This window comes from Hyphomicrobium sp. (assembly GCF_036780825.1).
Taxonomy (GTDB): domain Bacteria; phylum Pseudomonadota; class Alphaproteobacteria; order Rhizobiales; family Hyphomicrobiaceae; genus Hyphomicrobium_C.
This window is the reverse complement of sequence record NZ_DAIQCD010000020.1, coordinates 1-24,232: the sequence shown is the minus strand read 5'-3', so window position 1 is coordinate 24,232 and position 24,232 is coordinate 1. Positions and strand designations below refer to the sequence as shown.

At 64.5% G+C, this 24,232-nt stretch carries 20 protein-coding genes; 5 read left to right on the top strand and 15 right to left on the bottom strand.

Annotated features, from left to right (window positions below; translation table 11 throughout):
• Nucleotides 1-184 precede the first annotated feature (184 nt).
• The 3 genes from V7P99_RS09780 to V7P99_RS09770 all read right to left on the bottom strand — a co-directional run bounded on the left by V7P99_RS09780 (nt 185) and on the right by V7P99_RS09770 (nt 3,517).
• Nucleotides 185-1,669 (bottom strand): amidohydrolase family protein, encoded by a 1,485-nt coding sequence (locus tag V7P99_RS09780; RefSeq protein WP_333794626.1) that lies wholly within the window; start codon nt 1,667-1,669, stop codon nt 185-187.
• A gap of 252 nt (nt 1,670-1,921) precedes the next feature.
• The gene (locus V7P99_RS09775; RefSeq protein ID WP_333794625.1) at nt 1,922-2,761 is read right to left on the bottom strand and encodes a L,D-transpeptidase; all 840 of its coding nucleotides are present in this window, start codon (nt 2,759-2,761) and stop codon (nt 1,922-1,924) included.
• A 174-nt stretch (nt 2,762-2,935) separates the two neighbouring features.
• Nucleotides 2,936-3,517 (bottom strand): hypothetical protein, encoded by a 582-nt coding sequence (locus V7P99_RS09770; protein ID WP_333794624.1) that lies wholly within the window; start codon nt 3,515-3,517, stop codon nt 2,936-2,938.
• A gap of 225 nt (nt 3,518-3,742) precedes the next feature.
• On the opposite strand from V7P99_RS09770, the gene V7P99_RS09765 reads away from it, so the two are divergent.
• Complete coding sequence (locus tag V7P99_RS09765) at nt 3,743-4,402, top strand: LysE family translocator (RefSeq protein WP_333794648.1); 660 nt, start codon at nt 3,743-3,745, stop codon at nt 4,400-4,402.
• 121 nt (nt 4,403-4,523) lie between these two features.
• Here the strand turns inward: V7P99_RS09765 and V7P99_RS09760 are convergent, their stop codons facing one another.
• From V7P99_RS09760 to V7P99_RS09745, 4 genes are all read right to left on the bottom strand, one after another.
• The gene (locus tag V7P99_RS09760; RefSeq protein WP_333794623.1) at nt 4,524-4,772 is read right to left on the bottom strand and encodes a hypothetical protein; all 249 of its coding nucleotides are present in this window, start codon (nt 4,770-4,772) and stop codon (nt 4,524-4,526) included.
• A 388-nt stretch (nt 4,773-5,160) separates the two neighbouring features.
• Nucleotides 5,161-5,616 carry a TIGR02301 family protein gene (locus V7P99_RS09755; RefSeq protein WP_333794622.1) on the bottom strand — a complete coding sequence of 152 codons (456 nt, stop codon included), beginning with the start codon at nt 5,614-5,616 and terminating at the stop codon, nt 5,161-5,163.
• 107 nt (nt 5,617-5,723) lie between these two features.
• A complete protein-coding gene (gene aspS / locus V7P99_RS09750) occupies nt 5,724-7,520 on the bottom strand; it encodes an aspartate--tRNA ligase (protein ID WP_333794647.1) in 1,797 nt (598 codons plus the stop codon).
• 384 nt (nt 7,521-7,904) lie between these two features.
• The gene (locus tag V7P99_RS09745) at nt 7,905-8,438 is read right to left on the bottom strand and encodes a hypothetical protein (protein WP_333794621.1); all 534 of its coding nucleotides are present in this window, start codon (nt 8,436-8,438) and stop codon (nt 7,905-7,907) included.
• Nucleotides 8,439-8,904: 466 nt separating this feature from the next.
• Here V7P99_RS09745 and rnd point away from each other — a divergent pair, with 466 nt between their 5' ends.
• Nucleotides 8,905-10,062 carry a ribonuclease D gene (rnd, locus tag V7P99_RS09740; RefSeq protein WP_333794620.1) on the top strand — a complete coding sequence of 386 codons (1,158 nt, stop codon included), beginning with the start codon at nt 8,905-8,907 and terminating at the stop codon, nt 10,060-10,062.
• Nucleotides 10,063-10,094: 32 nt separating this feature from the next.
• Here rnd and V7P99_RS09735 read toward each other — a convergent pair whose 3' ends face one another.
• The 7 genes from V7P99_RS09735 to V7P99_RS09705 form a co-directional block, all read right to left on the bottom strand.
• Complete coding sequence (locus V7P99_RS09735) at nt 10,095-11,006, bottom strand: DnaJ C-terminal domain-containing protein (protein WP_333794619.1); 912 nt, start codon at nt 11,004-11,006, stop codon at nt 10,095-10,097.
• 336 nt (nt 11,007-11,342) lie between these two features.
• Complete coding sequence (locus V7P99_RS09730) at nt 11,343-12,941, bottom strand: Ppx/GppA family phosphatase (protein ID WP_333794618.1); 1,599 nt, start codon at nt 12,939-12,941, stop codon at nt 11,343-11,345.
• A 216-nt stretch (nt 12,942-13,157) separates the two neighbouring features.
• Entirely contained in the window at nt 13,158-15,347 is a 2,190-nt protein-coding gene (locus V7P99_RS09725; RefSeq protein ID WP_333794617.1) for an RNA degradosome polyphosphate kinase, read from the bottom strand.
• Nucleotides 15,348-15,410: 63 nt separating this feature from the next.
• Nucleotides 15,411-16,145, bottom strand: coding sequence for an HdaA/DnaA family protein (locus V7P99_RS09720; RefSeq protein ID WP_333794616.1), 735 nt, complete (start codon nt 16,143-16,145; stop codon nt 15,411-15,413).
• The gene (locus V7P99_RS09715) at nt 16,142-17,236 is read right to left on the bottom strand and encodes an AI-2E family transporter (RefSeq protein ID WP_333794615.1); all 1,095 of its coding nucleotides are present in this window, start codon (nt 17,234-17,236) and stop codon (nt 16,142-16,144) included. Before V7P99_RS09715 ends, V7P99_RS09720 begins: the two co-directional genes overlap by 4 nt.
• A 43-nt stretch (nt 17,237-17,279) precedes the next feature.
• Nucleotides 17,280-17,843, bottom strand: a complete 564-nt coding sequence (locus V7P99_RS09710; RefSeq protein WP_333794614.1) for a CDP-alcohol phosphatidyltransferase family protein — start codon at nt 17,841-17,843, stop codon at nt 17,280-17,282.
• Nucleotides 17,844-18,027: 184 nt separating this feature from the next.
• Nucleotides 18,028-19,158, bottom strand: a complete 1,131-nt coding sequence (locus tag V7P99_RS09705) for a DUF2066 domain-containing protein (protein ID WP_333794613.1) — start codon at nt 19,156-19,158, stop codon at nt 18,028-18,030.
• Nucleotides 19,159-19,328: 170 nt separating this feature from the next.
• Between V7P99_RS09705 and purM the strand changes: the two genes are divergently transcribed.
• Nucleotides 19,329-20,459: a phosphoribosylformylglycinamidine cyclo-ligase gene (gene purM, locus V7P99_RS09700; protein ID WP_333794612.1), complete on the top strand. Its 1,131-nt coding sequence runs from the start codon at nt 19,329-19,331 to the stop codon at nt 20,457-20,459.
• A gap of 32 nt (nt 20,460-20,491) precedes the next feature.
• Here purM and V7P99_RS09695 read toward each other — a convergent pair whose 3' ends face one another.
• The gene (locus tag V7P99_RS09695) at nt 20,492-22,054 is read right to left on the bottom strand and encodes a glucan biosynthesis protein (RefSeq protein ID WP_333794611.1); all 1,563 of its coding nucleotides are present in this window, start codon (nt 22,052-22,054) and stop codon (nt 20,492-20,494) included.
• A 163-nt stretch (nt 22,055-22,217) separates the two neighbouring features.
• Between V7P99_RS09695 and purN the strand changes: the two genes are divergently transcribed.
• Together purN and V7P99_RS09685 are read left to right on the top strand one after the other, a co-directional pair.
• Complete coding sequence (gene purN / locus V7P99_RS09690; RefSeq protein ID WP_333794610.1) at nt 22,218-22,907, top strand: phosphoribosylglycinamide formyltransferase; 690 nt, start codon at nt 22,218-22,220, stop codon at nt 22,905-22,907.
• A 349-nt stretch (nt 22,908-23,256) separates the two neighbouring features.
• A partial coding sequence (locus V7P99_RS09685) for a cytochrome P450 (RefSeq protein WP_333794609.1) occupies nt 23,257-24,232 on the top strand: 976 nt, incomplete at its 3' end.

The window sequence follows — 24,232 nt, the reverse complement described above, 5'->3', positions numbered from 1 at the left end:
AGCATAGCTCGAGGGCACGGGCACCCGCCGCGGCCGCGCAGAACGGCATTCACGCTATCCTCAACGAGCACACCGTGTGATCTGGATCAAGATCTGATCAGGCCTCAAAGCAAGGCCGAGCCGTGCAATGATGCAACACGCGGGCGGTGCCGGCGGCCATGGCGCCGCCGGACCACCAGTCCGCTTATTTGCTTCCGCCCGCAGCCGCTGCCACCGCCATATCAACAGGCTTCGAGGCAGGCTGGATCTGCGCCGCGATCGGCCTCTGGCAGGCCCATTCTGCCACGGCCTCGATATCGTAGAAGCGAGTCGTCTCCATCAGCATCCGGCATTCGGTCCAGATGTCGCCGTCCACCATCGGCATGAACAGGTCGTGCACGTTGTCGACGCCGAGATAGCAGCGCACCCCGGCCTCACGCAGCTTGACGAACGGCGCGATGGAGTTGTGCAGCGGCGCCGTCATGGGCAGCTGCTTCATGCTGAGCGCCGCCGACGGGCAGATGATGATGCCGAGATCGGCCTCCTTGACCTTCTCGATGATGCGGTCCTGCTCGCGCTCTTCCTTGGCCGAGAGCGAAATGGCATGCACGCCGAACACGCGCCCTTGCATACCGTGCTCGATGGTCTTCTCCGCAAGCAGCTCCGTCTCGTTTTCGAGCGGGTTGTTCTCCTGGTCGATATGCACGTCAACCGGCTTGCCGAGCTTCTTAGCGAGCGACAGCACGACATCGAGATGCTTCTCGGGCGTCGGCCGGTCGCGCGAGGGCAGGCCGCCGCAATAGTCGGCGAGCTCGCAAGCTTCCGCGTACTGCTCGAACGAAGCCGGATCCAGCACGCCCTGGAGCGGCTGCACGCCGATCTCGAACAGAATACGGTCCGCATACCGCTTCTTGACCTCGAGCGCCGCCTTGACCGGCAGGAGACCCACCGTGCTGTCCGCGTCCACCATGGTCCGGCAATAGGTCACGCCCTGCTGGATCATGGTCTCGACGCCGCGGCTGATGCGCTCCACGAGATCGTCGTGCGTGTAGTTCTCCTTGAGGTAGCGGTAGAGCTCCCACTTCTTCTGCATGTCGACCTGGCTCAAGCGCAGGTTCTCCTGCGTGATCAGGTAGGCCTTGTCGAAATGCGCGTGATGGTTGGCGAGCCCGCCTAGCCGCTCGGCGGCTTCGAGAAAGCGCAGCCTGAGGTTCCAGGGCTCGCTGTCGTCGGCGAGGCGATAGCGGTAGGTGCCGCGCTCGGCGTCGATGATGATCTGCTCGAGGGTGGCGATGCCGACGTCCGCGTCGGTGATCAGCGGAATGCCGTTCTCGATCGAGAGCTTGCGGATGAGCTTGGCATCCGAGCTCTCGTCGTAGTCCTCGTCCCCCGTCAGCACGTTGATGACGAGATCGAAGCGGTTGGCCTTGAGGAAGGAGAGGATGTTGGGGGAGCGCCCATCCGTGATCTTGTGGATCTCGGTGCTCTCCACCCCATGCTCCTTGAAGAAGCGGTAGGTGCCGGGTGTCGCGTAAAGCTCGACATCAAGCGCGAGGATGCGCCGGATGGCCGGCAGCATGCGCTTCTTGTCTTCCGGCCGCCCGGCGCTGATCAGCAGGTTCTTGCGGCGCTGCCGCCCGAGGAGCTTCAGGTTAAAGGCCAGAAGCTCGAGTGAGATTGCGTTGCTCATTGGTCCTGACCTCGCTGGTTCCGATAAGCGCTCGGTCTGCGCGTCTAAACCCGCAGGGCCGGCAGCCCCGCGCGGTGGTCAGAATCGCACATTATTGCAGTCGCTGCTCCGGCACCACAGGGTTGCTCAGCCCGTCCACCGGCGCCGGCCGATCGCTGACGCGGTATACACGCAGGAGCACCCGGGAGGAAAGGGGCTGACAGAGAGCGCGAGTGTCGCAAGCCTGCCCGCCCCCCGGAGAGGTGGATACCGTCAAATCCTCTGGTCGGCGGCCTCGTGCGCGGCCGGTGCCGTGTCGTCGGGGGCCCGCGATTCCGCCTCGGAAGCCGCCGGCGTCTCCGCAGCGGCGGGCTCAGCCTCGGCTGGCGGCCCCTGCTTGACCTCCTGGACGCCGCCACCCGGCGGCACGATGGTCCCCGATTTCGGCAGCCGCTTCATCACGTAAACCATGGTGGACGAGTCCACATGCTGGGCGAGATGAACGACATGCCCGTTGTGCATGCGGAAGCACCCTGACGAAGACGCCGAGCCGATAGACTTCGTGTCGTTCGTACCGTGGATCCGGTAGAGCGTGTTGCCGAGATAGATGGCCTTGGCGCCGAGGGGGTTCCTGAGGCCTCCGGTCATGCGGACCGGCAAGGACGGCTGGCGCTGGCGCATCTCGGCAGGCGGAAACCAGTCCGGCCAATTCTCAATGCGCGAGACCCGCTCAACTCCGGTCCAGGCAAAACCCTGCCTGCCGACGGCGATGGGATAGACGTAGGCACTGCTCTCCGAGAGCGTGTAGTAAAGCTTCCGGCCGGCAGTATCGATCACGATCGAGCCGGGCTGGAACGCGTTGCGGAACGCGATGGTCTTGGGCGCCTTGGCTCCGATATGGGGGCGTGCGCCCCCGGAAGCCTGATCGGCAGCGGGCGGCTTCGGCGTCGCGATCACGGGCGGCACGCCCAAATACGACCGCTTGAAAGACCGCTCAGGCGGCTCGCCCCACATGCCGTACTGGCCGATCGACTGCGCCGAAGCGGGAGTGGAAGCGGCCAAAGCCAGGAAAGAAGCGCCGAGAGCAAAGGCGCCAGAGAAAAAACGCAACATACTCGAACCTCTACGAACGGAACTCATCCCCGGGCGGCACGAAACCCGCGCCTGATCCATGGGGGCACTATAGCCAACCCGCCAGCTCCGTACAGGATCCGGCCTGGAACGGAGCGATAGCAAAACGCTCGGCTCCCCTGCAAAGAGCCATGCGCCGCAGCGTACGTCCCCGTCTCACTCATACTTACGAAACGTATGCCAGGTTCCGTCGGCGCCGATGGCAATCCGCCACCACGACCATTTTTTCGCAGCCAGCATCGCCCGCGCCTCGGCAACAGGCACAAGCCTGTAGAGGTCGACTTCCTCCGCAGGCGAGAGCGCGTGCGGCAGCACTTCGGAAAGATACGGCCAGACGTACACAATCGCATTCTCCGGATCGCGCCCGATGGCGAGCCGCGCTGGCGGCAGCGCCAGCAGATTGGCGAGGACGGCCAGCACCTCCCGTCCTTGCCCATCGGCCGATATCCGTTTCCAATAGCTGATAGGATCTGCCTGCCCCTCAGGGCCGAAATCGGGTAGGATCTCGTTCCACTCGATGGCGTCCTCAAGCATCGAGATGTCGCCTGCGTGAACCGCGGCGAGGATCATCTCGCGCATGTCGATCACGCTCTGCGGCAGCTCGCCGTGGAAGGCCCGCTCCAGCGGCGCGGCGGAAGGTGCCCGCTTTTCCCCCGTCTGAGCCAGCGCCGCGGGGGGATGATCATGGACAAGCCAAAACCCGCCCGTTACGAATAGCGGTGCGCATAAGCTAGCCACGGTGATCGCGCGTCGAAAACGGATCGTGAAGAGACGTCTCGCCGCAACCGCAAGCCCGCGATTATCGCCGCAGGGCGTTTTGCCTGCGAATCGGGGGCGATTTCGATCGCCATCTCCTTCGTCGCAATCCATAAGGCTCGCTAACCTTCATTTGCCCGATACTGCCGGGCTGATTCGAGGTGCAATGGCGCAATTCGATGGAGGTCGCTGGCTCTGGTGGCCGAGATGCAGCTAGTCCCCAACCTGTTGATCATTCCCGTGGGGATTCTCATCGGGGTTCTTGTCGCGGCGCCTGTCGGTCCCGTCAACGTCCTTTGCATCCAGCGCGCCGTTGAGCGCGGCTTCTGGGGCGGGCTCGCGGCTGGCATCGGCGCCACGCTCGGTGATGGGCTCATCGCCCTGTTCGCAGGCCTCGGCGTGGGCGCCATTTCGGGCGCCATCGAGCATCATCGGCAAGCGATCCAGATCCTCGGCGGGCTGGTGCTGATCGCCTTCGGCGGAATGCTCTACGCTGCCCCCACGCGCCTTGCTAACCTCGAGCCCGAGGCGGCCCACGCCGCCGCGCTTCGCGATTACGCCTGGGACATCCCGAAAACCTTCTTCCTGACCATCACCAATCCGGGCGCCGTGCTGGGCCTGTTCGCCATCTTCGGCGGCGTAAGTACCTTCGTCGAAGTGCACAGCTACGTGGACGTCCTGTCGATGGTGGCGTCGATCATGGCCGGCAGCTTGATGTGGTGGTTGGGCCTGTCGCACCTGATCGGCCGCCTGCGCCACCGCTTCAGCTCGCGCCACCTCGCCTACACGAACCGCATTGCGGGCGCCGTCCTCATTGGTTTCGGCGCCCTGCTCGTGTGCGAAACCCTACCCGCGCTTCTCTCTTAAGCACGACGAGGCACGGCAGAAGCCCGCTTCTCAGCCGAGCACGGCCGCCCGATCGCCGAGACGGCGCCGCGCATGGGATACGCCTCACACGCGCTGGCGCCTCACCGGCGGGCGCAGCGTATCACTGCACGTTGCGATCGAGCGTAAACTCGCCCATATCGATCCGCCTCTCGAGGCCGACCGCGAGCTTCTTCACCGCATCCTCACCATAGAGAGACACGAGGTCGGTCAAGGCTGTGAAGAGCGCGGCATAAGCCATCTGCTCGGGCGCCACGCCGCTCTCCGTGCCCTCATCCCAGGCGGCGAGAATCAAGCTCAAAGCCCGAAAGCTGAGATCCTCGGACGTATTCAGATCGAAATGCGAGTCCATTCGCGGTCCTTCCCCCAGGATGCCTGCCCGAAATTGCGGCGTTCCCCGTCGCCGTAGATCCAGTCTCGAAAGCTCCGATCCGCCGCGATGCGAGCGGGCTTACCGAAGACACGCTTCGCATGTCTCGCCGGTCTCACGCACGCCCGTGCACTCGGATGGCACATCGAGACCATAGATCCGAACTCTCGAGCAACTTCGAGCACGACGGCAATCCGCATCCACTTGCGACAAGAGCGATCGTGCTCTCGAGACGGTACACCTAACACGCAGGCTTTGCGCGCCTAGATGCTCTGCCAATTCACAGTAAACTGCGTGCTACTTCGCGCATCGGCTCGCGGCGCGAATGCCGGCCGAAAAACGTTCATTTCACGGATTAACGCTGATGGTTCTACGGCTTCCGGCTCACCAGACCATCGCCGATCTCGATGCCTTCGGCGAGAAAGCGCTCGATCGACGACTGTGCCGTCGGCGTGCAGGTGACATAGGTGCGCCGATAGCTGCGATAGCCTTGATTGAAGCTGCGGCTGAGGCGGGCGCGACGGATCGCTGAAGTCCCCTCCGTCTCGAGGAGTTCCCTCATTTTGTCCCGCCAGATCTGCCCGTCATTCGCGCTGCACAATTCGCGCAGGTAATGCACAGCCCCGAGAATCTCGGCAAGCCGCAGGAGCTTGTCATCGTAAGGCTTGGCATCCCCAGGTGCCGCATGCGCCGCCGGAACGATCCACCCGCTATCCAGGCTGATACTTCCGCGAGGCCCGAGCAGAGAGACGCATGCAGAAAGCGCCACCAGTGAGGCAGCCGCCAGCGTCCGTCGTGTTCGCCATTGTATCCCGGGTTGGCCCACGGCACGGCCTCTTTCGATCAGCCTGATCACGAACCGAGTCAACTACCGTGACGATATCCTGCCAGCTCGAGAAATTCGAGCTTCCCGCGCGTGGAACGCCCGCCCGGCTACACTTTTTCCTGCGCCAGCACGCGGATCGCGAGTTCCCGGAGCTGTTTCGGTGACACCTCGCTCGGCGCCCCCATCAAGAGATCGCTGGCCTGCTGGTTCATCGGGAACAGCGCCACATCGCGCACCGTGGTGCAGCCCGTGAGCAGCATCACCATGCGTTCGAGTCCCGCCGCCATGCCGCCGTGCGGCGGCGCGCCGTACTGGAACGCCCGCAGCATGCCGCCGAAGCGCTCTTCCACGACGTCCGGCCCGAGCCCCGCGACGCCGAACGCCGCGAGCATCGTATCCGGGCGATGGTTGCGCACGCCGCCGGAGGCGATCTCGTAGCCGTTGCAGACGATGTCGTACTGGTAGGCTTTGATCTTGAGATAGTCCTCAGGCCCTTGCGCCGCCTTGAGGGCCTCGAGGCCGCCCTGCGGCATGGAGAAGGGATTGTGCGAGAAGTCGATCCTCTTCTCGTCCTCGTTCCACTCGTAGAACGGGAAGTCGACGATCCACGCAAACGCGAAGCGCCCTTCGTCCACGAGCTTCAACTCGTGCCCGATCTCATCGCGCGCCAGGCCGGCGAACTTGTGGAAGCGAGCCGGATCCCCCGCCGCAAAGAAGCAGGCGTCTCCGGTCTTGAGCCCCATCTGCGTCTGAATGGCGGCCGCACGCTCCGGCCCGATGTTCTTCGCGATCGGTCCGGCGCCGGCCGCCCCCTCCTCCTCGCGCCAGAAAATATAGCCGAGCCCCGGCTGGCCTTCCTTCTGGGCCCAGGAGTTCATGCGGTCGCAAAACGCGCGGCTGCCACCGCCGGGAGCGGGAATGGCCCACACCCGCACCTTCGGATCCTTCTCGATCATGCCGGCGAACACTTTGAATCCCGAGCCCCGGAAATGCTCGGTCACGTCCGCCATCTCGATCGGGTTTCTAAGATCCGGCTTGTCGCTTCCGTACTTGGCGATCGCCGTGTCGTAGGGAATACGTTGCCAGTCGCGGTCCACGCGCATGCCGTCCGCAAACTCCTCGAACACGCCGGTGAGGATCGGCTCCATGGTCTGGAAGATGTCCTCCTGCTCGACGAAGCTCATCTCGACGTCGAGCTGATAGAACTCGCCCGGAAGGCGGTCGGCGCGCGGATCTTCGTCGCGGAAGCAGGGCGCGATCTGGAAATAGCGATCGAAGCCCGAGACCATGAGAAGCTGCTTGTACTGCTGCGGCGCCTGCGGCAGGGCATAGAACTTCCCGTGATGGATGCGCGAGGGCACCAGGAAGTCGCGCGCTCCTTCAGGCGACGAAGCCGTGAGGATCGGCGTCGGGAACTCATTGAAGCCTGCGTCATGCATGCGCTGGCGGATCGAGCGCGTGATCGCCAGTCGCTTCATGATGATCGCGTGCAGCGTTTCGCGCCTAAGATCGAGGAAGCGGTACTTGAGCCTGAGATCCTCCGGATAGTCCGGCTCTCCGAATACCGGCACCGGCAGCTCTTTCGCTTCCGAGAGCACCTCGATCTCGGTGCAGTAGATCTCGACCTCCCCGGTCGGAAGCTCGGCATTCGCGGTTCCTTCCGGCCGCTCGCGCACGCGTCCGTCGACGCGGATGACCCACTCCGAGCGCACAGCCTCGGCCACCTTGAAGGCCGGGCTATCCGGATCGGCCACCACCTGGGTCAGGCCGAAATGATCCCTGAGATCGATGAACAGCACGCCGCCATGATCGCGCACGCGGTGCACCCAGCCCGAAAGCCGCACCTCGGCGCCGATATCGGAGCCCCTGAGCGCGCCGCACGTATGCGACCGATAGCGATGCAGCCCACCGCCGCCAGCCGTCATACCGTCCGCCGCCAACCTTGCCGTCTTGTCCGCTGCCATGTGCCGTCGGATCCGTTTCGAAAGAGTGTGTCTAGCCTGATCGGGCGCGATGAGGCGCGCCCCTTTCTCGATGCGGGCCGTTATACCCTGCCGAGGACCGGCAAACGATGGGCACCCGCATCGAGAGCGTGGATCAAGCTCTCGAAAGAACAACTTCGCGCGCGCACGACAATATTGGCTGCCGTTTCGGCCGCCGCATGATCATGCTCGGGAAGTGGCGGAAAAGCGCACGCCCCTCCTGCAAAGTCAAGGCTTTGGGCCTTCTCGGCCACGGTTGCGCAGGAATGCCGTCGGGGCGCGGCAGGGGGCGGCTGGATGCCGCAATCAGCCTGACGCGAGAATGAAGAGCCAGACGAGGAGAGATGCGGCGAACAGCCCCGTGCTGAGCCTGAGCTTCCAAATCACGGTGCGGAACTCGCGCTCGAGCGTGCCAAGCTCTGTGAGGCGCCGGCTCACGGCTTCGAAATTCCGAAAAGCGTCATAATCGCCTTTCGAGTTTCCGTCGATCGCATCGAAACGGAATTTCAGATATTCGAAACGACGCCAAAGCTCATCGAGCTTTCCAGCGCGCGATTTATGCTCGCGTTCGATAAATTCGGAGAAGCGATAGTTGCGTGAGCCCTCATCGCGCAGCTCAGCGATATCGCTCTTGACCAGCTGCAGCTCCCGGGCGAGCGACTTCACCTCGATGCCGACCTGATCGAGCTTGATCGCCGTCTCCGTAACGAAGGTATCGCGCGCGATGAGCTGCGCCGCCGGTCCGCCGACTGATCTCTCGAAGGCTTGTCCTTCAAAGAGATAACGCTGAATCGCTGAGGACCGGCCGCCCACGGGCCTATCCCTGCCGAGCTCCTGCACGCCACACTCCTACGAACGCAACTGCCGCATTGCCGCCGGCGCTCATGTGCCGGCACGGAAGCCGGCAACACTCGGCCGGCCTATCCTTTATTGGAGCTTCGCGAGATCAACCGTCGACGAATGAAACTAGAAATGAGGCTCATATCGGCCGCAAAAGGCCGCAGCTTCACCGATGCGCTGTCAGCGTCTGACGTCACTCCGCGCCATTCGCAATTTTATACATCAGGGCCCTTTTGCTGGCTAGACGGCGGGGCTCGGAATTTACAGTTTTCCGAAACTTTCAGAGCCGCGCCCGGCCCAGCCGCGAGCCCTCCCAAGGCTGGTCCGCATCAGGGGAGCCGCCAGCCTGCCCGTGCCGCCGATGGGCCGTCCGGGCCAGGGCGCAATCTGCCACCTTGGAAAAACCCGTTTTCACCGCAACGGACTAGCGACACGAGCGTCGGCCCTGTCTATAACCGTCCGCGCAATGCACCTCATCACGTCCACTTCCGCCCTCTCCGAAACCTGCTCCAGGCTCGCCGCCGGTGATTATGTCGCCGTCGACACCGAGTTCATGCGCGAGCAGACGTTCTGGCCCGAGCTCTGCCTCATCCAGATGGCTGGCCCGAACGCCGAAGCGATCGTCGACCCGCTGGCCGACGGCATCGATCTGAAGCCGTTCTACGATCTCATGGCCAACCGAAGCGTCGTGAAGGTCTTTCACGCCGCCAGGCAGGACATCGAGATCGTCTATTCGGAGGCTGGCCTCATCCCGACGCCGGTCTTCGACACCCAAATCGCCGCCATGGTCTGCGGCTTCGGCGAGAGCGTGAGCTACGTCAATCTGGTGAAGAAGGTAACCGGGCGCGACCTCGACAAGAGCTCGCGCTTCACCGATTGGAGCCGCCGCCCGCTCTCTGAGAAGCAGCTCGCCTACGCGCTCGGCGACGTCACCCACCTGCGCGACATCTATGCCTATCTCAAGGCCGAGCTCGAAAGCACGCACCGCGAGTCCTGGGTGGACGAGGAGATGGCCGAGCTCACCGCACCCTCGACGTACGAAAGCCACCCGGAAAACGCCTGGCGACGCCTCAAGATGCGCGTCAGGAACCGCCGCGCACTCGGCGTGCTGATCGAACTGGCCGCCTGGCGCGAGCACCTTGCGCAGGCGCAGGATGTACCGCGCGGGCGTATTCTGCGCGACGAGGCGCTCTATGACATTGCCAACCAGCAGCCTAGCAGCCCGGAAAAGCTGGCCGAGCTCAGGACGCTGAGCGACGGTTTCGCCCGCTCGCAGCGCGCCAAGGAAATCATTGCGACCGTCCAGCGCGGACTGGAGCGCGATCCGAAGAGCTTGCCGCCCCTGCAGCATGGCCAGCCCATGTCTGCCGAAGCGACGGCGACGGTTGAGCTCCTGAAGGTGCTCCTCAAGTCCGCGGCTGCCCGCCACCGCGTCGCGCCGCGGCTCATCGCCGACAGCGACGACCTCGAGCGCATCGCCCGCGAGCCCGACCCCGATGTGCCGGCCCTCAAAGGCTGGCGCCGCCAGCTCTTTGGAGAGGACGCGCTGCGCCTGAAGCGGGGCGAGCTTGCCCTGACGCTTTCGAAGGGCGAGGTTCTGGCCATCCGCCCCGGCGTGGGCTGATCTTATATCTTATTAGCGGATGCGCCCTTCTCTTATTTCCTCGGATCGTAGCGGTGCTTCTGCCGCCACTCCGAGAGGAAGTAGGAGAGGCTCTCGTCGATAGTCTCCGGCAGCACGATCCTCACCGTCACGAGCTCGTCGCCCGTCGCGCCGGTGGTGGCGTTGCGTACGCCCTTGCCCTTGAGGCGCAGCACTTGGCCGGAGCTCGTTGCCTTGGGGATCGTGAGTTGCACCCGCCCGCCGACGGTTGGCACCTCGACCTTCCCGCCGAGAACCGCCTCGTCGATCGTGATCGGCACCTCGATCAGGATGTCGTCGCCCTCCCGACGGAAGTCCTTGTGCGGCCGGACATGGATCTCGACCAGCGCATCTCCTGATTCGCCGCCCGCAACACCGGGCTCCCCGCGCCCCCTCAGCCGCAGCACCTGTCCGTCTGATACACCGGCCGGCACGGTGAGATCGAGAACGCCGCTGTCCGGCAGCGTAACGCGCTTCTTCGCACCCTGGACCGCCTCGACGAAGTCCACGTCGAGCGTATAGCGCACGTCGCGCCCGCGCATGGCGAAGCTGCCGCCCCGGGCGCCCCCGCGCCCCGCGCTCGAGAAAATGTCCGAGAACATGTCGCCGAAGTCCTCGAAGACCGGTCCGCCGCGCCCGCCACGCGTGCTGGCCCCGGCACCCGCTCCGGCGCCGCCGTAGGAGCGCCAGGCCGGCCGCCGCGGCTCGCCGCCCGCGTCGATCTCGCCCATGTCGAACTGCCTGCGCCGCTCAGGATCTCCGAGGATATCGTGCGCCGCCGTCACCTTCTTGAAGCGCTCCTCGGCCGTCTTCGACGGATTTACATCCGGGTGCAGTTCCTTGACGAGCTTCAGGTAAGCTTTCCTGATCTGGTCGTCTGTAGCAGAGCGCGGAACGCCCAGAATGTCGTAGGGGTCATCGGCCATGGCGGGACGGCATCCTTGAGTGCTTCCGGAAACCTGCGGCGGACTGCCGACGGAAAGCACGGTAAAGCAAAGACATAGGAATTTTCAGCTCTTCACGCAAAAGATCAGGAACGCAAGAGAACATCCTCTCGGACAGGCTGGAACGCCAGGGCGCTTCCCAGAAGTGGGAAACGGTCTCGGGTAAGCCGCACGGCCGAGCAGACACTGAGAGCCGTCCCCGGATTCCCACTTGAACCGGAACGGCTCTCGGCGAGTGCCCGGCAGACGTCGGCACGAATAGGGAATATCGCAAGGCCTGCATCGTGGCAAAGCGGAGAGGCAACGGTGGCGCTGGCCTCAGTCCGCGAGGCGGATCTCCGGTTCGCGGGAAAGCAGCCCGGCCAGCACCGCGAAGCGCCGCCTCAGCCGCTCTCCGTCGAGCGCTCTGTAGCTGCGGGGAATGACGAGAACGAGCTTCGGCCCATCATAGAAAAGACGCGTCTCGTCGATGACGCCAGGCATGCCGATGGACAGCATATGCGCGGCGCGGATGGCTGCGCCGACGATGCGGGCCCGCTTTTGCGCACGCTTTCCGACGACGAGCTTGAGGCGGCTCGGCAGATCGTCCTCACGGTCGTCGGCCGAACCGACATGACGATAATAGACCGCAAGGGCCAGGAAGATGCGCCCGGGATGATCGATGCCGGCCATCCCCGCGTGCGCAACGAGGTTAAGGCTCTGCTCGCCGCGATAGTCCGGGTGCGCCTGCCATCCGATATCGGAAAGAAGGCACGCGGCATGCCGCAGCCGCCGTTCCTCCACCGTCTCCTTGAGGCCGCCCCGTTGAAAGAGCGCATCGGTCCAGGTGCACAGTTCCTTGGCTTGACGCACGCAACGGGACCTTTGCCGCGCGTAATCCTCGCAGAACGAAAGCAGCGGGTCTTTCGCCTGTTCGTGGCGCGGCATGAGGCTGAATAGAAGGCCTTCCCTGATGCCGTAAACGGAGAACACGACCTCCGACGGCGCCAGCGCCTCGAGCACGCGTTCGAGCACCAGAGCCCCGAACGGTACGATGTCGCGGCGCGCCCGCGCCACCTCGTCCATTCCGGGCAGCATCATGACCTTCCGCGTACGCCGCACGACCTGACAGAATTCGATCGCCTCGCGTGTCGGGATCGAATAGCCCTGCATGACGCGCAGCGGATAGCCCGTCTGCTCCATATGCAGCTTGGCCAAAGCGCGCCAGGTGCCGCCCACGGCATAGAACGGCCGTCCTTTACCCCTCGTGAGCCAATCGACCTGGCTCACTGTTTCGTCGACGAGTGCGAGCGCACGGTCGATCCGGTTCCCCGTCTGGTCGATGAGGCGCAGGCCACCAAGCGGCAGCGTAACGGCATCGTTGAGCCGGTCGCCACTGATATCGATCATCTCGAGGCTGCCGCCGCCGAGGTCTCCGGCGAGACCATCCGCATCCGGAAACCCCATGCGGATCCCGCACGCGGCAAGGCGCGCCTCGTTCGCTCCGGAGAGAAGCTCGATCGGCGCTCCGATCATCGCCTCGGCCTTGCGGATGAAATCCGAGCCGTCTTCGGCCTCGCGCACGGCGGCCGTCGCGAGAACGCGGAGATTCTTAACCCTGAGAATACGTGCGATGGTCCGGAAGCGGCGCAGCGCATCGAGCGCGCGCATCACGCTGCCCTCGCCGAGCTGGCCGGTGGTGGCGATCGACTTGCCGAGCCCCGCCAGAACCTTCTCGTTGAAGATCGGCAGCGCGGCACGGGTTGCGCCTTCGTAAACGACGAGCCGCACCGAGTTCGACCCGATGTCGACTACGCCGAGCGGCTCGAGATCCGCCGTTTTCCCGCGCCCGCCGAACACCTGCGTCAAGCTCACCGTGACCTGCCTGGAAGAACCCCATGCAATCGCCCAGGAGAAATCCGCGAACGGCCTTCCCATGGGCTTGCGCCTGCGCGACGGGTGCTTGATAGGGTCACTTGCGCCTCCGGTCCAGTGCAATTTCCAACGGACCGCACACGGGATTCTCCGTAGGGAAATGCGAAGGCGGGGCTCTGGAGCATCGTCCGATCCGCCGGGACCCGACGCTCCAGCTCTTTGATGAGGCTCATGCCTCACGCTCAGGACGGAGGGTCCCGAGCGATCAGGGCCTACGCTCTAATCCTTCTGCACGAATTTGAAGCGCGGCGGGAAATGCTCCTTGAGCGCCTGTCCCCGTCCCGAAAGCGACGGGTTGGTCATGAAATAGTTGTGCGCGTTGAATGGTTCCTCGCCGGCCTCCGGCGTGATCCGCTCCGATGAGCCGTCGGTTTTGATCTCCCAGCTCTGCTGGTTGTCCTTGAGGTTCGCCACCATGATCTGGTCGAGCACCTGTTCGTGCACGGTGGCGTTCTTGATCGGCACCATGGCTTCCACCCGCCGGTCGAGATTGCGCGGCATCATGTCGGCCGAGCTGATGTAGACGGCAGCGTTCGGCGACGGCAGCCCCTCCCCCTCGCCGAAGCAATAGATGCGCGCGTGCTCCAGAAAGCGCCCGATGATGCTCTTGACGCGGATGTTGTCCGAAAGATTTGGAATGCCAGGCCTCAGGCAGCACACGCCGCGCACGACGAGATCGATCTCCACTCCCGCCTGGCTCGCCTCGTAGAGCGCATCGATGATGCGTCCATCGACAAGCGAGTTCATCTTCATCCAGATGGCGCCGGGCCGGCCAGCCTTCACGTGCGCGATCTCGCGCTCGATGTGATCGAGGATGCGGCGGCGGATGCCATGCGGGCTCGCCGCCATGCTCTCGAGCGCCGCCGGCTCGCCATAGCCGGTGACGAAGTTGAGGATGCGCGTCACGTCGCGGGCGATGGCGGGGTCGGTCGTGAAGAGCGACAGATCCGTATAGATGCGGGCCGTCTGCGCGTGATAGTTGCCGGTTCCGATATGGCAATAGGTGACGAGCTCCGCACCCTCCCGCCGCACGATCTGGCCGAGCTTGGCGTGCGTCTTGAGCTCGATGAACCCATAGACCACGTGCACCCCGGCCTTTTCGAGATCGCGCGCCCAGCGGATGTTGGCCGCTTCATCGAAGCGAGCCTTGAGCTCGACCACGGCCGTTACCGATTTGCCGGCCTCAACGGCCTCCTTGAGCGCCTGCACGATGGGGCTATTGCGCCCGGTACGATAGAGCGTCCACTTGATCGCCATCACGTTCGGATCAGCCACCGCCTGGCGCAGGAACTGCACCACCACATCGAAGCTTTCGTAGGGATGGTGGACGATGATGTCCTTCTTGCTGATGGCCGCGAAGCAGTCGCCATTGAACTCGCGGATGCGCTCCGGAAAGCGCGGATTATAAGTCTTGAACACGAGGTCGGGCCGGTCGGCCACGATGAGCTGCGCCGTATCGGCAAGCCCGAGCAGCCCCTTTTTCAGGAACACGCACTCCTCGCCCACCTCGAGTTCCCTGACGACGAACTCCTGCAATCTCTCCGGCATCATTGCATCCAGCTCGAGCCGGATCACGTGGCCGCGCCGCCGCCGCTTGAGAAGCGTCTCGAACGACTGCACGAGGTCTTCTGCTTCTTCCTGCAGCTCGATATCGCTGTCGCGCAGCACCCGGAACGCACCCTGGCTCCGCACGTCGAAGCCTGGAAACAGCTCGCCGATGAACATGGCGATCAGCGCTTCGAGCCGGATGAAGCGCAGCCTGCCGCTACCGTCGACACCTTCAGTATGCAGCCGGATGAAGCGCTCGAGCTGGCTCGGAATGGGAATGAGCGCGCTCATGGCCTTGGCATCGCTCTTGCGCTGCATCCAAACCACGATGGTGAGACCGAGGTTCGGGATGAAGGGAAAGGGATGCGCCGGGTCAACGGCGATCGGCGTTAGGATCGGAAATACATGGCTCATGAAGTGTTGCTCGAGCCACACTCTTTCCTGGGGCAACATTTCTTCGGGCTGCACCATCTCGATACCGGCTGCGGCGAGATCGGCCTTGATGTCGATCCAGCAGGCCTGCTTGTCATCCACGAGCTTGGCGGCGAAGCGGTTGATCTCAACGAGCTGGCGCATGGGGGTGAGCCCGTCCTGGCTCGGCGTCGCCACCCCGGCCGCGATCTGCCCGTGGATGCCGGCCGCGCGCACCATGTAGAATTCGTCGAGGTTCGAAGCGGAGATCGACAGGAATCGGAGCCGCTCGAGAACGGGATGGTTCCGGTTCTGCGCCTCCTCGAGGACGCGGCGGTTGAATTGCAGCCAGGAGAGCTCGCGATTGTAGAAGCGTTCAGTGCCAAACGTCTCCGGCGCCGGAAGAGGAGCGCCAGCACCCGTCTTCAGCTTTCCCTTCGCCAAGGCCATCTCGCGTCGTCCTGCTTGTGTGTCATCTCGTCAGCCCGCGCGCCGCGCGCCGATCCGAGCAGTCTAAACCGCTTCCCCCTCGTCCGCATCCAGCCCCTCGTCGCGCCCGTCACCGGCCACGGTTGCGAGCGCGGTGGCCGCCACGGCGCGCGTGACCTTGCGTTGCATAGCGAGCGAAAGCTGGTCGCACGCCGCCACGACGCGGAGCGCCGTATCCATCGACCGGTCCATATGGCGGGCGAGATGGCTCACAACGTGCGGCTCGACGGCGAGTTGCCGGTCGGAGAACAGCTTCACCAGAACCGAGCGGATGAGATCCTCGTCCGGCGCTGCGATCATAACCGGCGGGATCGCACGCAGCCGCGACCGCAAATCGGGAAGCGTGATGTCGATCTCGCCGGGTGCCACGCGCGAGGTGAGCAGGATCGAGCCCGCCTTCTCCCGTGCCAGATTGAGGAGATGGAACAGCACCCGCTCGCTGCCGATACCGCGGTCGACGTCCTCGACGACGAGCGTGCGCCGCGCCTCGAACACTGCGACAGCCATCTCGTCCAGGCGCGCCGCCGCGATCCTCCCGGCTCCCGACCGCAGGCGCCAGACGTTGGCGAGGTGGCTTTTTCCGGCCCCCGCGGGCCCCACGACGAGGGAAGCGGGCAACGGCCAAGCCGGCCAGCCATCAACGAGGTCCACGGCGGTGGCGTTGGATCGGCTGACCAGGAAATCCTCCGCCTCCTGGGCTGGTCGGTGCGGCAGCGCGAGTACGAGCTGATCGGGTCCGGCTTTGGCGCGTGCGGTCATGGCGGCGGCTCCACCACGGGGCCGAGGGGCGTTGTGGCGCCCCGGTAAACCTGGCTCTTCAGGTAGACGTCGAGCGCGAACCGGATCACGACGCCGAGCGCCGCGGCCAGCGGCACGGCAATGAGGGTGCCGACGAGGCCGAACAGGTAGCTAAACACGAACAGCGCAAAAATGAGCCAGACCGGATGCAGCCCGATCTTCGACCCGACGATGGTTGGGCTGAGGAACCCGGCGTCGAGCGCCTGCGCCCCGAGGAAGACCGCGAGCACGAGGACGATGGGCAGCATCTCCGGCCAGAACTGGATAACGGCCACCGTCGTCGCCGTGATGAACCCGAGCGCCCAGCCGACGAACGGGACGAAGGCCAGGAGCCCCGTCACGAGACCGATCAGGAGGCCATAGTTGAGCCCGAGGAGAGATAGTGCCAGCGCATAGTAGGCGCCGAGAATGAGGCAGACGGTGCCCTGCCCGCGCACGAACGCAGCCACCGCGTCGTTCATGTCCGACGCCAGCGTCCGGATGGAGGGAGCATGCTCGCGGGGGAGCCATCCATCGATCTTTTTCAGCATCGGATGCCAGTCGATAAGAAGGTAGAAGGCCACTAGGGGCGTAACCAGAAGCAGGGCGAAAAAGTTGACGATGGCGAGGCTGCGGCTCCAGATCGAGGTCGCGGCCCAGCCGACGAGCCCCGCCCAGTTCTCGGCGAGCGCCGCGGCCGCCCTATCGATTTGTCCGTCGAGACCGACATAGCCGGGACCCAGCCTCTCCCGTGCCCAGACATCGATCACCTCGCGCAGCCGCGCCACTTCGCCCGGCAGCGCGGCCGCCAGCTCCTGCGCCTGCGCCAGGATGACGGGAACGATCAGCACCAGCGCCGCGATGCCGATCACGGCCAGCGTCACGACGATGAGGAACGAGGCCACGATGCGGTTGATCCCGAAGCCGGCCAGACGATCCGCGACGGGGTTCAGGAAGTAGGCGATGGCAATGCCGGCGACGAACGGCAGCAGGATATCCTTGAGCACCGCGATGGCGAGGATGAGCAGCACCGCCGCCGTCACCCAGAACAGGATCTGCCGTTCTACGCGCATCGATGTTCCGTCTCCGATCGGGTGCCAGGGCCAGCCGGGACTTTTACCCAGACATATGGCGAAGCCAAGCGCGGAGATAGGCTGCGAGCGAGGCAACCGTAAGCACGCCCACAATCCACACCATCACCAGCCGCGGCATCTCGAAGCCGAGACCAAATCCATCGTCGGCGAGCACGACGCCGGCGAGAACGATCTGCGCCACGGTGTTGGCCTTGCTGACGGCGAGCGGCGCGATCCGAACCGGCTGTTCGAGCAGCCAGGAGAGCATGACGCCCACGACGATGAGGATATCGCGCGAGACGACGGCGATAACCAGCCACGACGGCAGCGCCCCCATGACGCCGAGCGCCACGAAAATCGAGACGATGAGCAGCTTGTCGGCCAGCGGATCGAGATAGGCGCCAAGCTCCGTCGTGAGCCCGAAACGCTTGGCGATGAAACCGTCGACGGCGTCCGAGATCCCGGCGAGCAGGAAGGCGAAGAAGGCGAGCTTCGTCTGCCCTGAGACGAGGAGCCAGAAAACGACTGGGACCAGGATGACCCGTCCGAGCGTGATCAGGTTCGGGATATTGAGAGGGCCTGGACCTGAGATGCGAAAAACAACCATTTTCAGCCTATCGCGGCCTTTCCATCGGGAATGAAAAGATTTCTGCCCTCAGGCGGCGGAACTCATTGATTGCAGACAAGCACACGATCGCACATCTGCTATCGAATCCGCCAGAAGCATACGTCGCCACCCCTCCGCTAGGCGGTCCCATGCGGGAGTGTCCGCCAAGGGTCATGTGGCTCCCTCAAAATCCCGACCGCAAGGTCCAATAGCCGCCGGCGCCCGAGAGCACGAGCCCCTGGCGGGAAAGGGCCGTGGCGAGCGGCTCGCCGCCACCAGGATAGCGGAGCGAAACCTCGGCCGAGGTCGCAGACACGGAGCCGATCCGGATATCGTCGATACCCGGCATGTCGAGGATCACGCGCCGCAGGTCGTCCCATTCGTCCGGATGGGAGAACTCGACGGCCATGTGCACTTCACTACCGCCTGCGGCGCGCCCGCCGGGGCCTGCTGCAAAGCCGGCATTGGCGCCGTCCTCGGACTTCGCCACCTTCCAGCGGCCTTCGAGCACACCTTGCGTGATGACAGCGGCGAGTTCCATCGCATAGCCGACATCCCCGTCCGCGATCCGATAGCCCCGCCGCCACGAGATGAGCCCGGCACCGTCCGTCCCCGCAATGGAGACGTTGAGCACCGCACCCGCGGTATCCGCCTCCGCCACGGCCAGAACCACATACTCAGCGTTGTACGCGCCGGTCAGGATCCGCTCGACGGAGTCGTCCCCGGCGAGCGCCGCCGCGACTGTGTCCTCGTGGACGGACGCGGCCAGCGGCTCGATCCTGAGCGGCGTCAGCGTGTTGTCGAGATCGAGCCCTTTCCACACTTGGGCCCACGTCCCGCTTGCCGCCTTATACGTCACCGTTCCCTGCGCCGTCTCCGCCGTCACTGGCACCAGCACCATGCGGGGGGCCTGCTCATCCTCGAACGGCACGCCGTACCGGTTGAGCACGTCGCGCACCGCATCGGCCTGGAAGGAGAAATCGAGGCTCGCGAGATAGCGCGTCCGGGAGTTGCTTTCCGCGCGCACCGCCACGCCATCGATGAGATTGGCGGCGCGAACCGCCTTGAGGCGATCGAGGCGGTCATAGGCCATCACCGGCACGAGGCGCTTGAAAAGCGCCCCGAGTGCGGCCTGCTGCCCCTCGGCATGGGCCTTTTCCTTCGCCGCCACCGCATCCTTAGCCGTCGCCTCGACAGGATAGTTCGCGACTGTGAACACCTTACTCGAGGCCGCCTGCGCCTCGCGGCAGAATCCGGGCGCGAGCGCCAGTAGCGCACCGAGCGCGAGCAGGACGGTCGAAGGACGAGACGTCACGTGGTTCCTCCAGCGCGTTGTACCGGTCGCGCCGCCGACGGGCCGTCCTTGTCCGTTGCCGACCTGCCTGCGAGCTGGTAGGAGGCCCATTTCCCATGCACATTCGCGTGCACATTCGGGCGAAAATAGGATTCGGCGACCGATTCCCCGCCCGGCAGCTCTGAGGACTTATGAGCCAACCTGCAGACGGTCCAGCCAAGCCCATCACGTATCGCGATTCCGGCGTAGACATAGACGCTGGAAACGCGCTCGTCGAGGCGATCAAGCATGTGGCGCGCTCCACGCGCCGCCCTGGCGCCGATGCCGATCTGGGCGGCTTCGGCGGCCTGTTCGATCTGAAGCGCGCCGGCTTCCGCGACCCCATCCTCGTCGCCGCCAACGATGGTGTCGGCACCAAGCTCCGGATCGCCATCGACACCGCTCGCCACGCCACGATCGGCATCGACCTCGTTGCCATGTGCGTCAACGATCTCGTGGTGCAAGGCGCGGAGCCTTTGTTTTTTCTGGACTATTTCGCGGTCGGCAAGCTTGATGTCAGAACCGCGACGGCCGTTGTCGAAGGCATCGGCGAAGGCTGCCGGCAGGCCGGTTGCGCCCTGATCGGCGGGGAGACGGCGGAAATGCCCGGCCACTACCAGGGTGATGACTACGACCTCGCCGGCTTCGCGGTGGGCGCTGCCGAGCGCGGCGCGCTTCTGCCCCGGAAGGATATCGTACCGGGCGACGTGGTGATCGGCCTCCCTTCCTCGGGCGTTCACTCGAACGGCTATTCGCTGGTCCGCCGGCTTGCGGCGGAGGAAAAGCTCGCCTGGGACGCCCCGGCCCCGTTCGCGCCCGAAATGGCGCTCGCCGATGCTCTGCTCGCGCCGACGCGCATCTACGTGAAGCCGGTGCTCGCCGCCATCAAAGAGACCGGCGGCGCTGCGGACGGCGCCATCAAGGGCCTCGCTCACATCACCGGCGGCGGCCTCTCCGAGAATTTGCCCCGCGTCCTGCCCTCGACCGTCGCCGCCACCGTCGACCTCGCGGCGTGGCGCGCACCGGCCGTCTTCGGTTGGCTGGCCAAGGCCGGCCACCTGCCCGATGCCGAGATGCTGCGCACGTTCAACTGCGGCATCGGCATGATCGCCATCGTCGCCAAGGATAGCGTCGACGCCGTTATGGCAAGCCTCACGCGGAACGGAGAAAGCCCGGTCGTCATCGGCGCGATCACCCCGCCCGCAGGCGAACGGAGCGCAGCGAAGGGCAAGGGCGAAGCCTGGGCGGTCACCTACGAGGGCGCGCTGAATTACGGCGCCTGAGCCGGGCGCCATCTCTGCTCCGGCCGGATGGATCAGGCACACCATCGATAGAGCCAGGTCTCTGATAGCGGCTCATCCTCAGCGCGGAGATTGAGGCGCAGCTCGACCAGGCGCTCCTTCCCCGGATCGAGTTCGAACACCACCCGCGTTCCGGGCAAATGCGGGTTCGCTTGCAAAAACGGCCCCATAAGCGTTCCGGCGCTCGCTGAAAGCTCCGGCTCGAGCATGGCTTCGGGCGGCGCATCCCGCAGAATGGCTGTGCTGTCGGCAATCTGCTCGCCGCCTCGGCGCTCCGCGAAATCGACCACAAAACGTATCGTGCCGGGACGCGATCCCGCACCGATCCGGGTATCTTCCACACGGAGACGCGCCGGCTCCGGCGCGTCGTCACACCACGCGAGGCGATAGGCGAACGGATACGAGGCGCCCGCACGGAGCACGCCATCGGGCCGCCAGTAGGCGACGATGTTGTCCTCATACTCGGTGTGCGTTGGAATTTCGACGAGCTCGACGCGCCCCGAACCCCAGGTCTCAGCCGGCGTGACCCATCCGCTGGGCCGCAGCTCGTAGAAGGCTTCGAGATCCTGATAGGTATCGAAACGCCGTTCGCGCTGGATCAGGCCGAACCCGCGCGGATCCTTATCGACAAATGAGCTGACCTGAAACGTCGATGGGCTGAGCAGCGGCCGCCACAGCCGCTCGCCGGCTCCGTTCCATGCGGCGAGCCCATTCGAATCGTGGACGGAAGGCCGGAAGTCGAGCGGTCCATCAGGATCGTGCGCGGCCTTGAGGAACATGCTGGTCAGCGGCGCGATGCCGACATTCGTCAAATTGCGACGAGGGAAAAGGATGGACGTGACGTCCATCAGCGTCTCCCTCCCAGGCCGGATCACGAACGTGTAGGCACCGGCAACAGAGGGGCTGTCGAGCAGGGCATGCACCGTAATGGCATCCGGCGTCTCGGGGCGCTCAATCCAGAAGCTGCGGAAGAATGGAAATTCCTCAGCTTTTTCGCCCACGGTGTGAAGCGCAAGCGCGCGCCCCGACAAGCCGTAGCGGTGACCTTTGCCAAGCCCGCGGAAATAGCTCGCGCCCTGGAACACCAGGAACTCGTCGTAATAATCGCGCCTGTTGATCGGCGCATGGATACGGAAACCGGAAATCCCGATCTGCGCATCGCTGGGCAGCGTCTTCGCAAAGGGGCCGAAATCGAAGAGCGAGGTATCGGCTCTGATCCGGCGCCGGGTGCCGTCCTCGACCAGAAAAATCGAAACCGGGGTCCGATAGAGATATGCCGATGGAAAAAACTGCAGCTCGAAGCCGAGATCCTCTTTTTTCCAGACTGCCTTTTCCGGGCGGAAGGCGAGCATCCGATACTGATCGTAATCGAGACCTTCGAGCGCCTTGGGCAGCCGCTGGGCCTGGGGAACAAACCTGCGCCGCGCCAACCCGCGCGCCAGCCGTTGCACGTGTAGAGCCGTCCGGTTGAGCACAGGCGATGGCGCACCCTTCGTCGCCGCGACGGCGCTCCGCCACGGAAAACCTGCCACGGCCAGGGACGAAAGCCCTCCGGCAAGAAAATGACGGCGCTCCATGATTGCTCCGGTCGCGCGACATTGGACGGTGCCGCGCCCCCTCTCACCTATCAAATCCCATGAAAGGCGCTCAACATCGGAGGACTACGTAAACCATCATGCGGCGCCGGGGCGGGCAACGATGGCGTGCACGGCCGTCCTAGCGCATGCTATGGACCGCGCCATGACGCAAACTCCGGAAACGATTCGCGCGCCGAAGAAGCGCGTCGCCATATTGATCTCGGGCCGAGGCTCCAACATGCAGGCCCTGGTTACGGCGGCGCGTGCGCCGGACTACCCTGCCGAGATCGCTCTCGTGATCTCGAACCGCCCTGAGGCGCCCGGGCTCGCCTGGGCGAAGGAGCACGGGTTGCCGACACTCACACTTGATCACCAGCTTTATGAAAACCGCGAGCATTTCGAGGGGCAGCTCCAAAGCGTGCTCGAAATGTCGAAGATCGATCTTGTCGCACTCGCCGGCTTTATGCGGCTCATGACGCCCGGCTTCGTCGAGCGCTGGCGCGGACGCATGCTCAACATCCACCCCTCGCTTCTACCGCTGTTCAAGGGCTTGCGCACGCACGAGCAGGCGCTTGCCGCCGGCGTCCGCATCTCGGGTTGCACGGTCCACTTCGTGAGTCCCGAAATGGACGCCGGGCCGATCATCGCCCAGGCCGCCGTTCCGGTTCTGCCCGCAGATACCCCTGAAACCCTGGCCGCGCGCGTGCTCGAGGCGGAGCACCGGCTCTATCCGCAGGCGCTCTCGCTTGTTGCGCAGGATCAAATATCGCTGAACGCTGATTCGATAGCATTCCAACGTGTTGGTTCTGAAGGGATTAACCACGCGGACGCGCTTTTCTCGCCTTCGCTCTGAGAGGCGGATAGTGAACGCCGTGCGGCGCTGCGTCCGCTAAGCCACAGGGCGATGCTGCCGCATGGACAGCTAAAAAAGCTAAGCGGTAAGCTAAGTTATTCGAACCTCACCGACCGTAGCCGCCGGAACACCAAGGCCCGGGTGTTCGTATGCTATGTGTCGTCCATGTGGCCGTTGAAGACGGCGGGGCGCGACGGCGTTTGGCAAGCGGCCCGCAGAATGGGGCTTCAAAGCTGAGCGAGAGTTCAGAGGCAGCCGCCCTGCGCGGCCTGCCGAGGAACCATCTTCGCTAGCATAATTTCATCGGACCGCCGAAAGACCCGGCCGCCCGATCCGGAGACGACTTCGCATGACTGCAGAATCGATTGAACGACAGCCAAGCCTCGGCCTCGGGGACGAGAGCAGCATTTGGTTCAACCTTTCTCCGTTGCTCAAGGACCCGGAGAACCCGATGCGTCTGCTCATGCAGATGGCGGAGCGCTACGGTCCCGTCATTCCGGTCAACATGGCCAACCAGCGCGTCGTGCTCGTCACCGAGCCCGAGTACTTCAAGCACGTGCTGGTCACGAAGGTCGACAACTACGTCAAGTATTTCGACGGATTGAAGCCGATTTTCGGCAAATCCATGATCACGCACGATGGCGCGCTCTGGCAGAAGATCCGCATGCCGCAGCAGCCGGCGTTCCATCCGGACACGTTCACCGACTACATCCCCTATTTCATCGAGGCCATTAAGATGAAGATGGCCAACTGGGGAGAGCTCGCGAAAACGGGCGAGACGTTCGAGATGGTCGAGCAGACCTGGACCCTCGCCGCCGACATGATCTGCAAGGCGCTGTTCGATCGCGACATGCCGTTCAACCCGCACCTGGTCTTCAAGTGCGTGAAAACCTACACGGACGTCTCGAACCACAAGGACATCCGTCTCAAGCGGCAAGCCGACGCCCTGTTCGAGGTCGGCGAGGAAGATACTGCCAAGGCCGTCGAGACCTGGTGGAGCGTACCGCCGGCGGTCTTCGCAGCTGATCCGCGAGAGCATCGCGAGAAGACGCTGCTGAAGATGATTCAGGCCGCCGCCGCCGACCCCAACATACCGGAGTTCGACGAGCAGCAGGCGATCGACGAGATCAAGCAGTATCTTTGGGCCGGCACCGAGACGACCGCTCTGACGCTCGCCTGGTCGATGTACCTCACCGCGACCCATCCGGAAGCCGCCGAGCGCATCCGCCGCGAGGGCGAGGCCGTTTACGGCGACCGCGAGCCGACGGCTGCCGACTATTCGGCGCTCCAGTACACGCGCGCCGTCATCCAGGAGACGATGCGGC

What these genes read in the sequence shown, in the direction of transcription:
- V7P99_RS09710 (WP_333794614.1), bottom strand. Translation starts at nt 17,843, where the DNA reads ATGGTTGTTTTTCGCATCTCAGGTCCAGGCCCTCTCAATATCCCGAAC.
- purN (WP_333794610.1), top strand. Translation starts at nt 22,218, where the DNA reads ATGACGCAAACTCCGGAAACGATTCGCGCGCCGAAGAAGCGCGTCGCC.
- V7P99_RS09780 (WP_333794626.1), bottom strand. Translation starts at nt 1,669, where the DNA reads ATGAGCAACGCAATCTCACTCGAGCTTCTGGCCTTTAACCTGAAGCTC.
- V7P99_RS09695 (WP_333794611.1), bottom strand. Translation starts at nt 22,054, where the DNA reads ATGGAGCGCCGTCATTTTCTTGCCGGAGGGCTTTCGTCCCTGGCCGTG.
- V7P99_RS09725 (WP_333794617.1), bottom strand. Translation starts at nt 15,347, where the DNA reads ATGGCCTTGGCGAAGGGAAAGCTGAAGACGGGTGCTGGCGCTCCTCTT.
- purM (WP_333794612.1), top strand. Translation starts at nt 19,329, where the DNA reads ATGAGCCAACCTGCAGACGGTCCAGCCAAGCCCATCACGTATCGCGAT.
- V7P99_RS09735 (WP_333794619.1), bottom strand. Translation starts at nt 11,006, where the DNA reads ATGGCCGATGACCCCTACGACATTCTGGGCGTTCCGCGCTCTGCTACA.
- V7P99_RS09765 (WP_333794648.1), top strand. Translation starts at nt 3,743, where the DNA reads ATGCAGCTAGTCCCCAACCTGTTGATCATTCCCGTGGGGATTCTCATC.
- rnd (WP_333794620.1), top strand. Translation starts at nt 8,905, where the DNA reads ATGCACCTCATCACGTCCACTTCCGCCCTCTCCGAAACCTGCTCCAGG.
- V7P99_RS09760 (WP_333794623.1), bottom strand. Translation starts at nt 4,772, where the DNA reads ATGGACTCGCATTTCGATCTGAATACGTCCGAGGATCTCAGCTTTCGG.
- V7P99_RS09775 (WP_333794625.1), bottom strand. Translation starts at nt 2,761, where the DNA reads ATGTTGCGTTTTTTCTCTGGCGCCTTTGCTCTCGGCGCTTCTTTCCTG.
- V7P99_RS09720 (WP_333794616.1), bottom strand. Translation starts at nt 16,145, where the DNA reads ATGACCGCACGCGCCAAAGCCGGACCCGATCAGCTCGTACTCGCGCTG.
- V7P99_RS09730 (WP_333794618.1), bottom strand. Translation starts at nt 12,941, where the DNA reads ATGGGAAGGCCGTTCGCGGATTTCTCCTGGGCGATTGCATGGGGTTCT.
- V7P99_RS09715 (WP_333794615.1), bottom strand. Translation starts at nt 17,236, where the DNA reads ATGCGCGTAGAACGGCAGATCCTGTTCTGGGTGACGGCGGCGGTGCTG.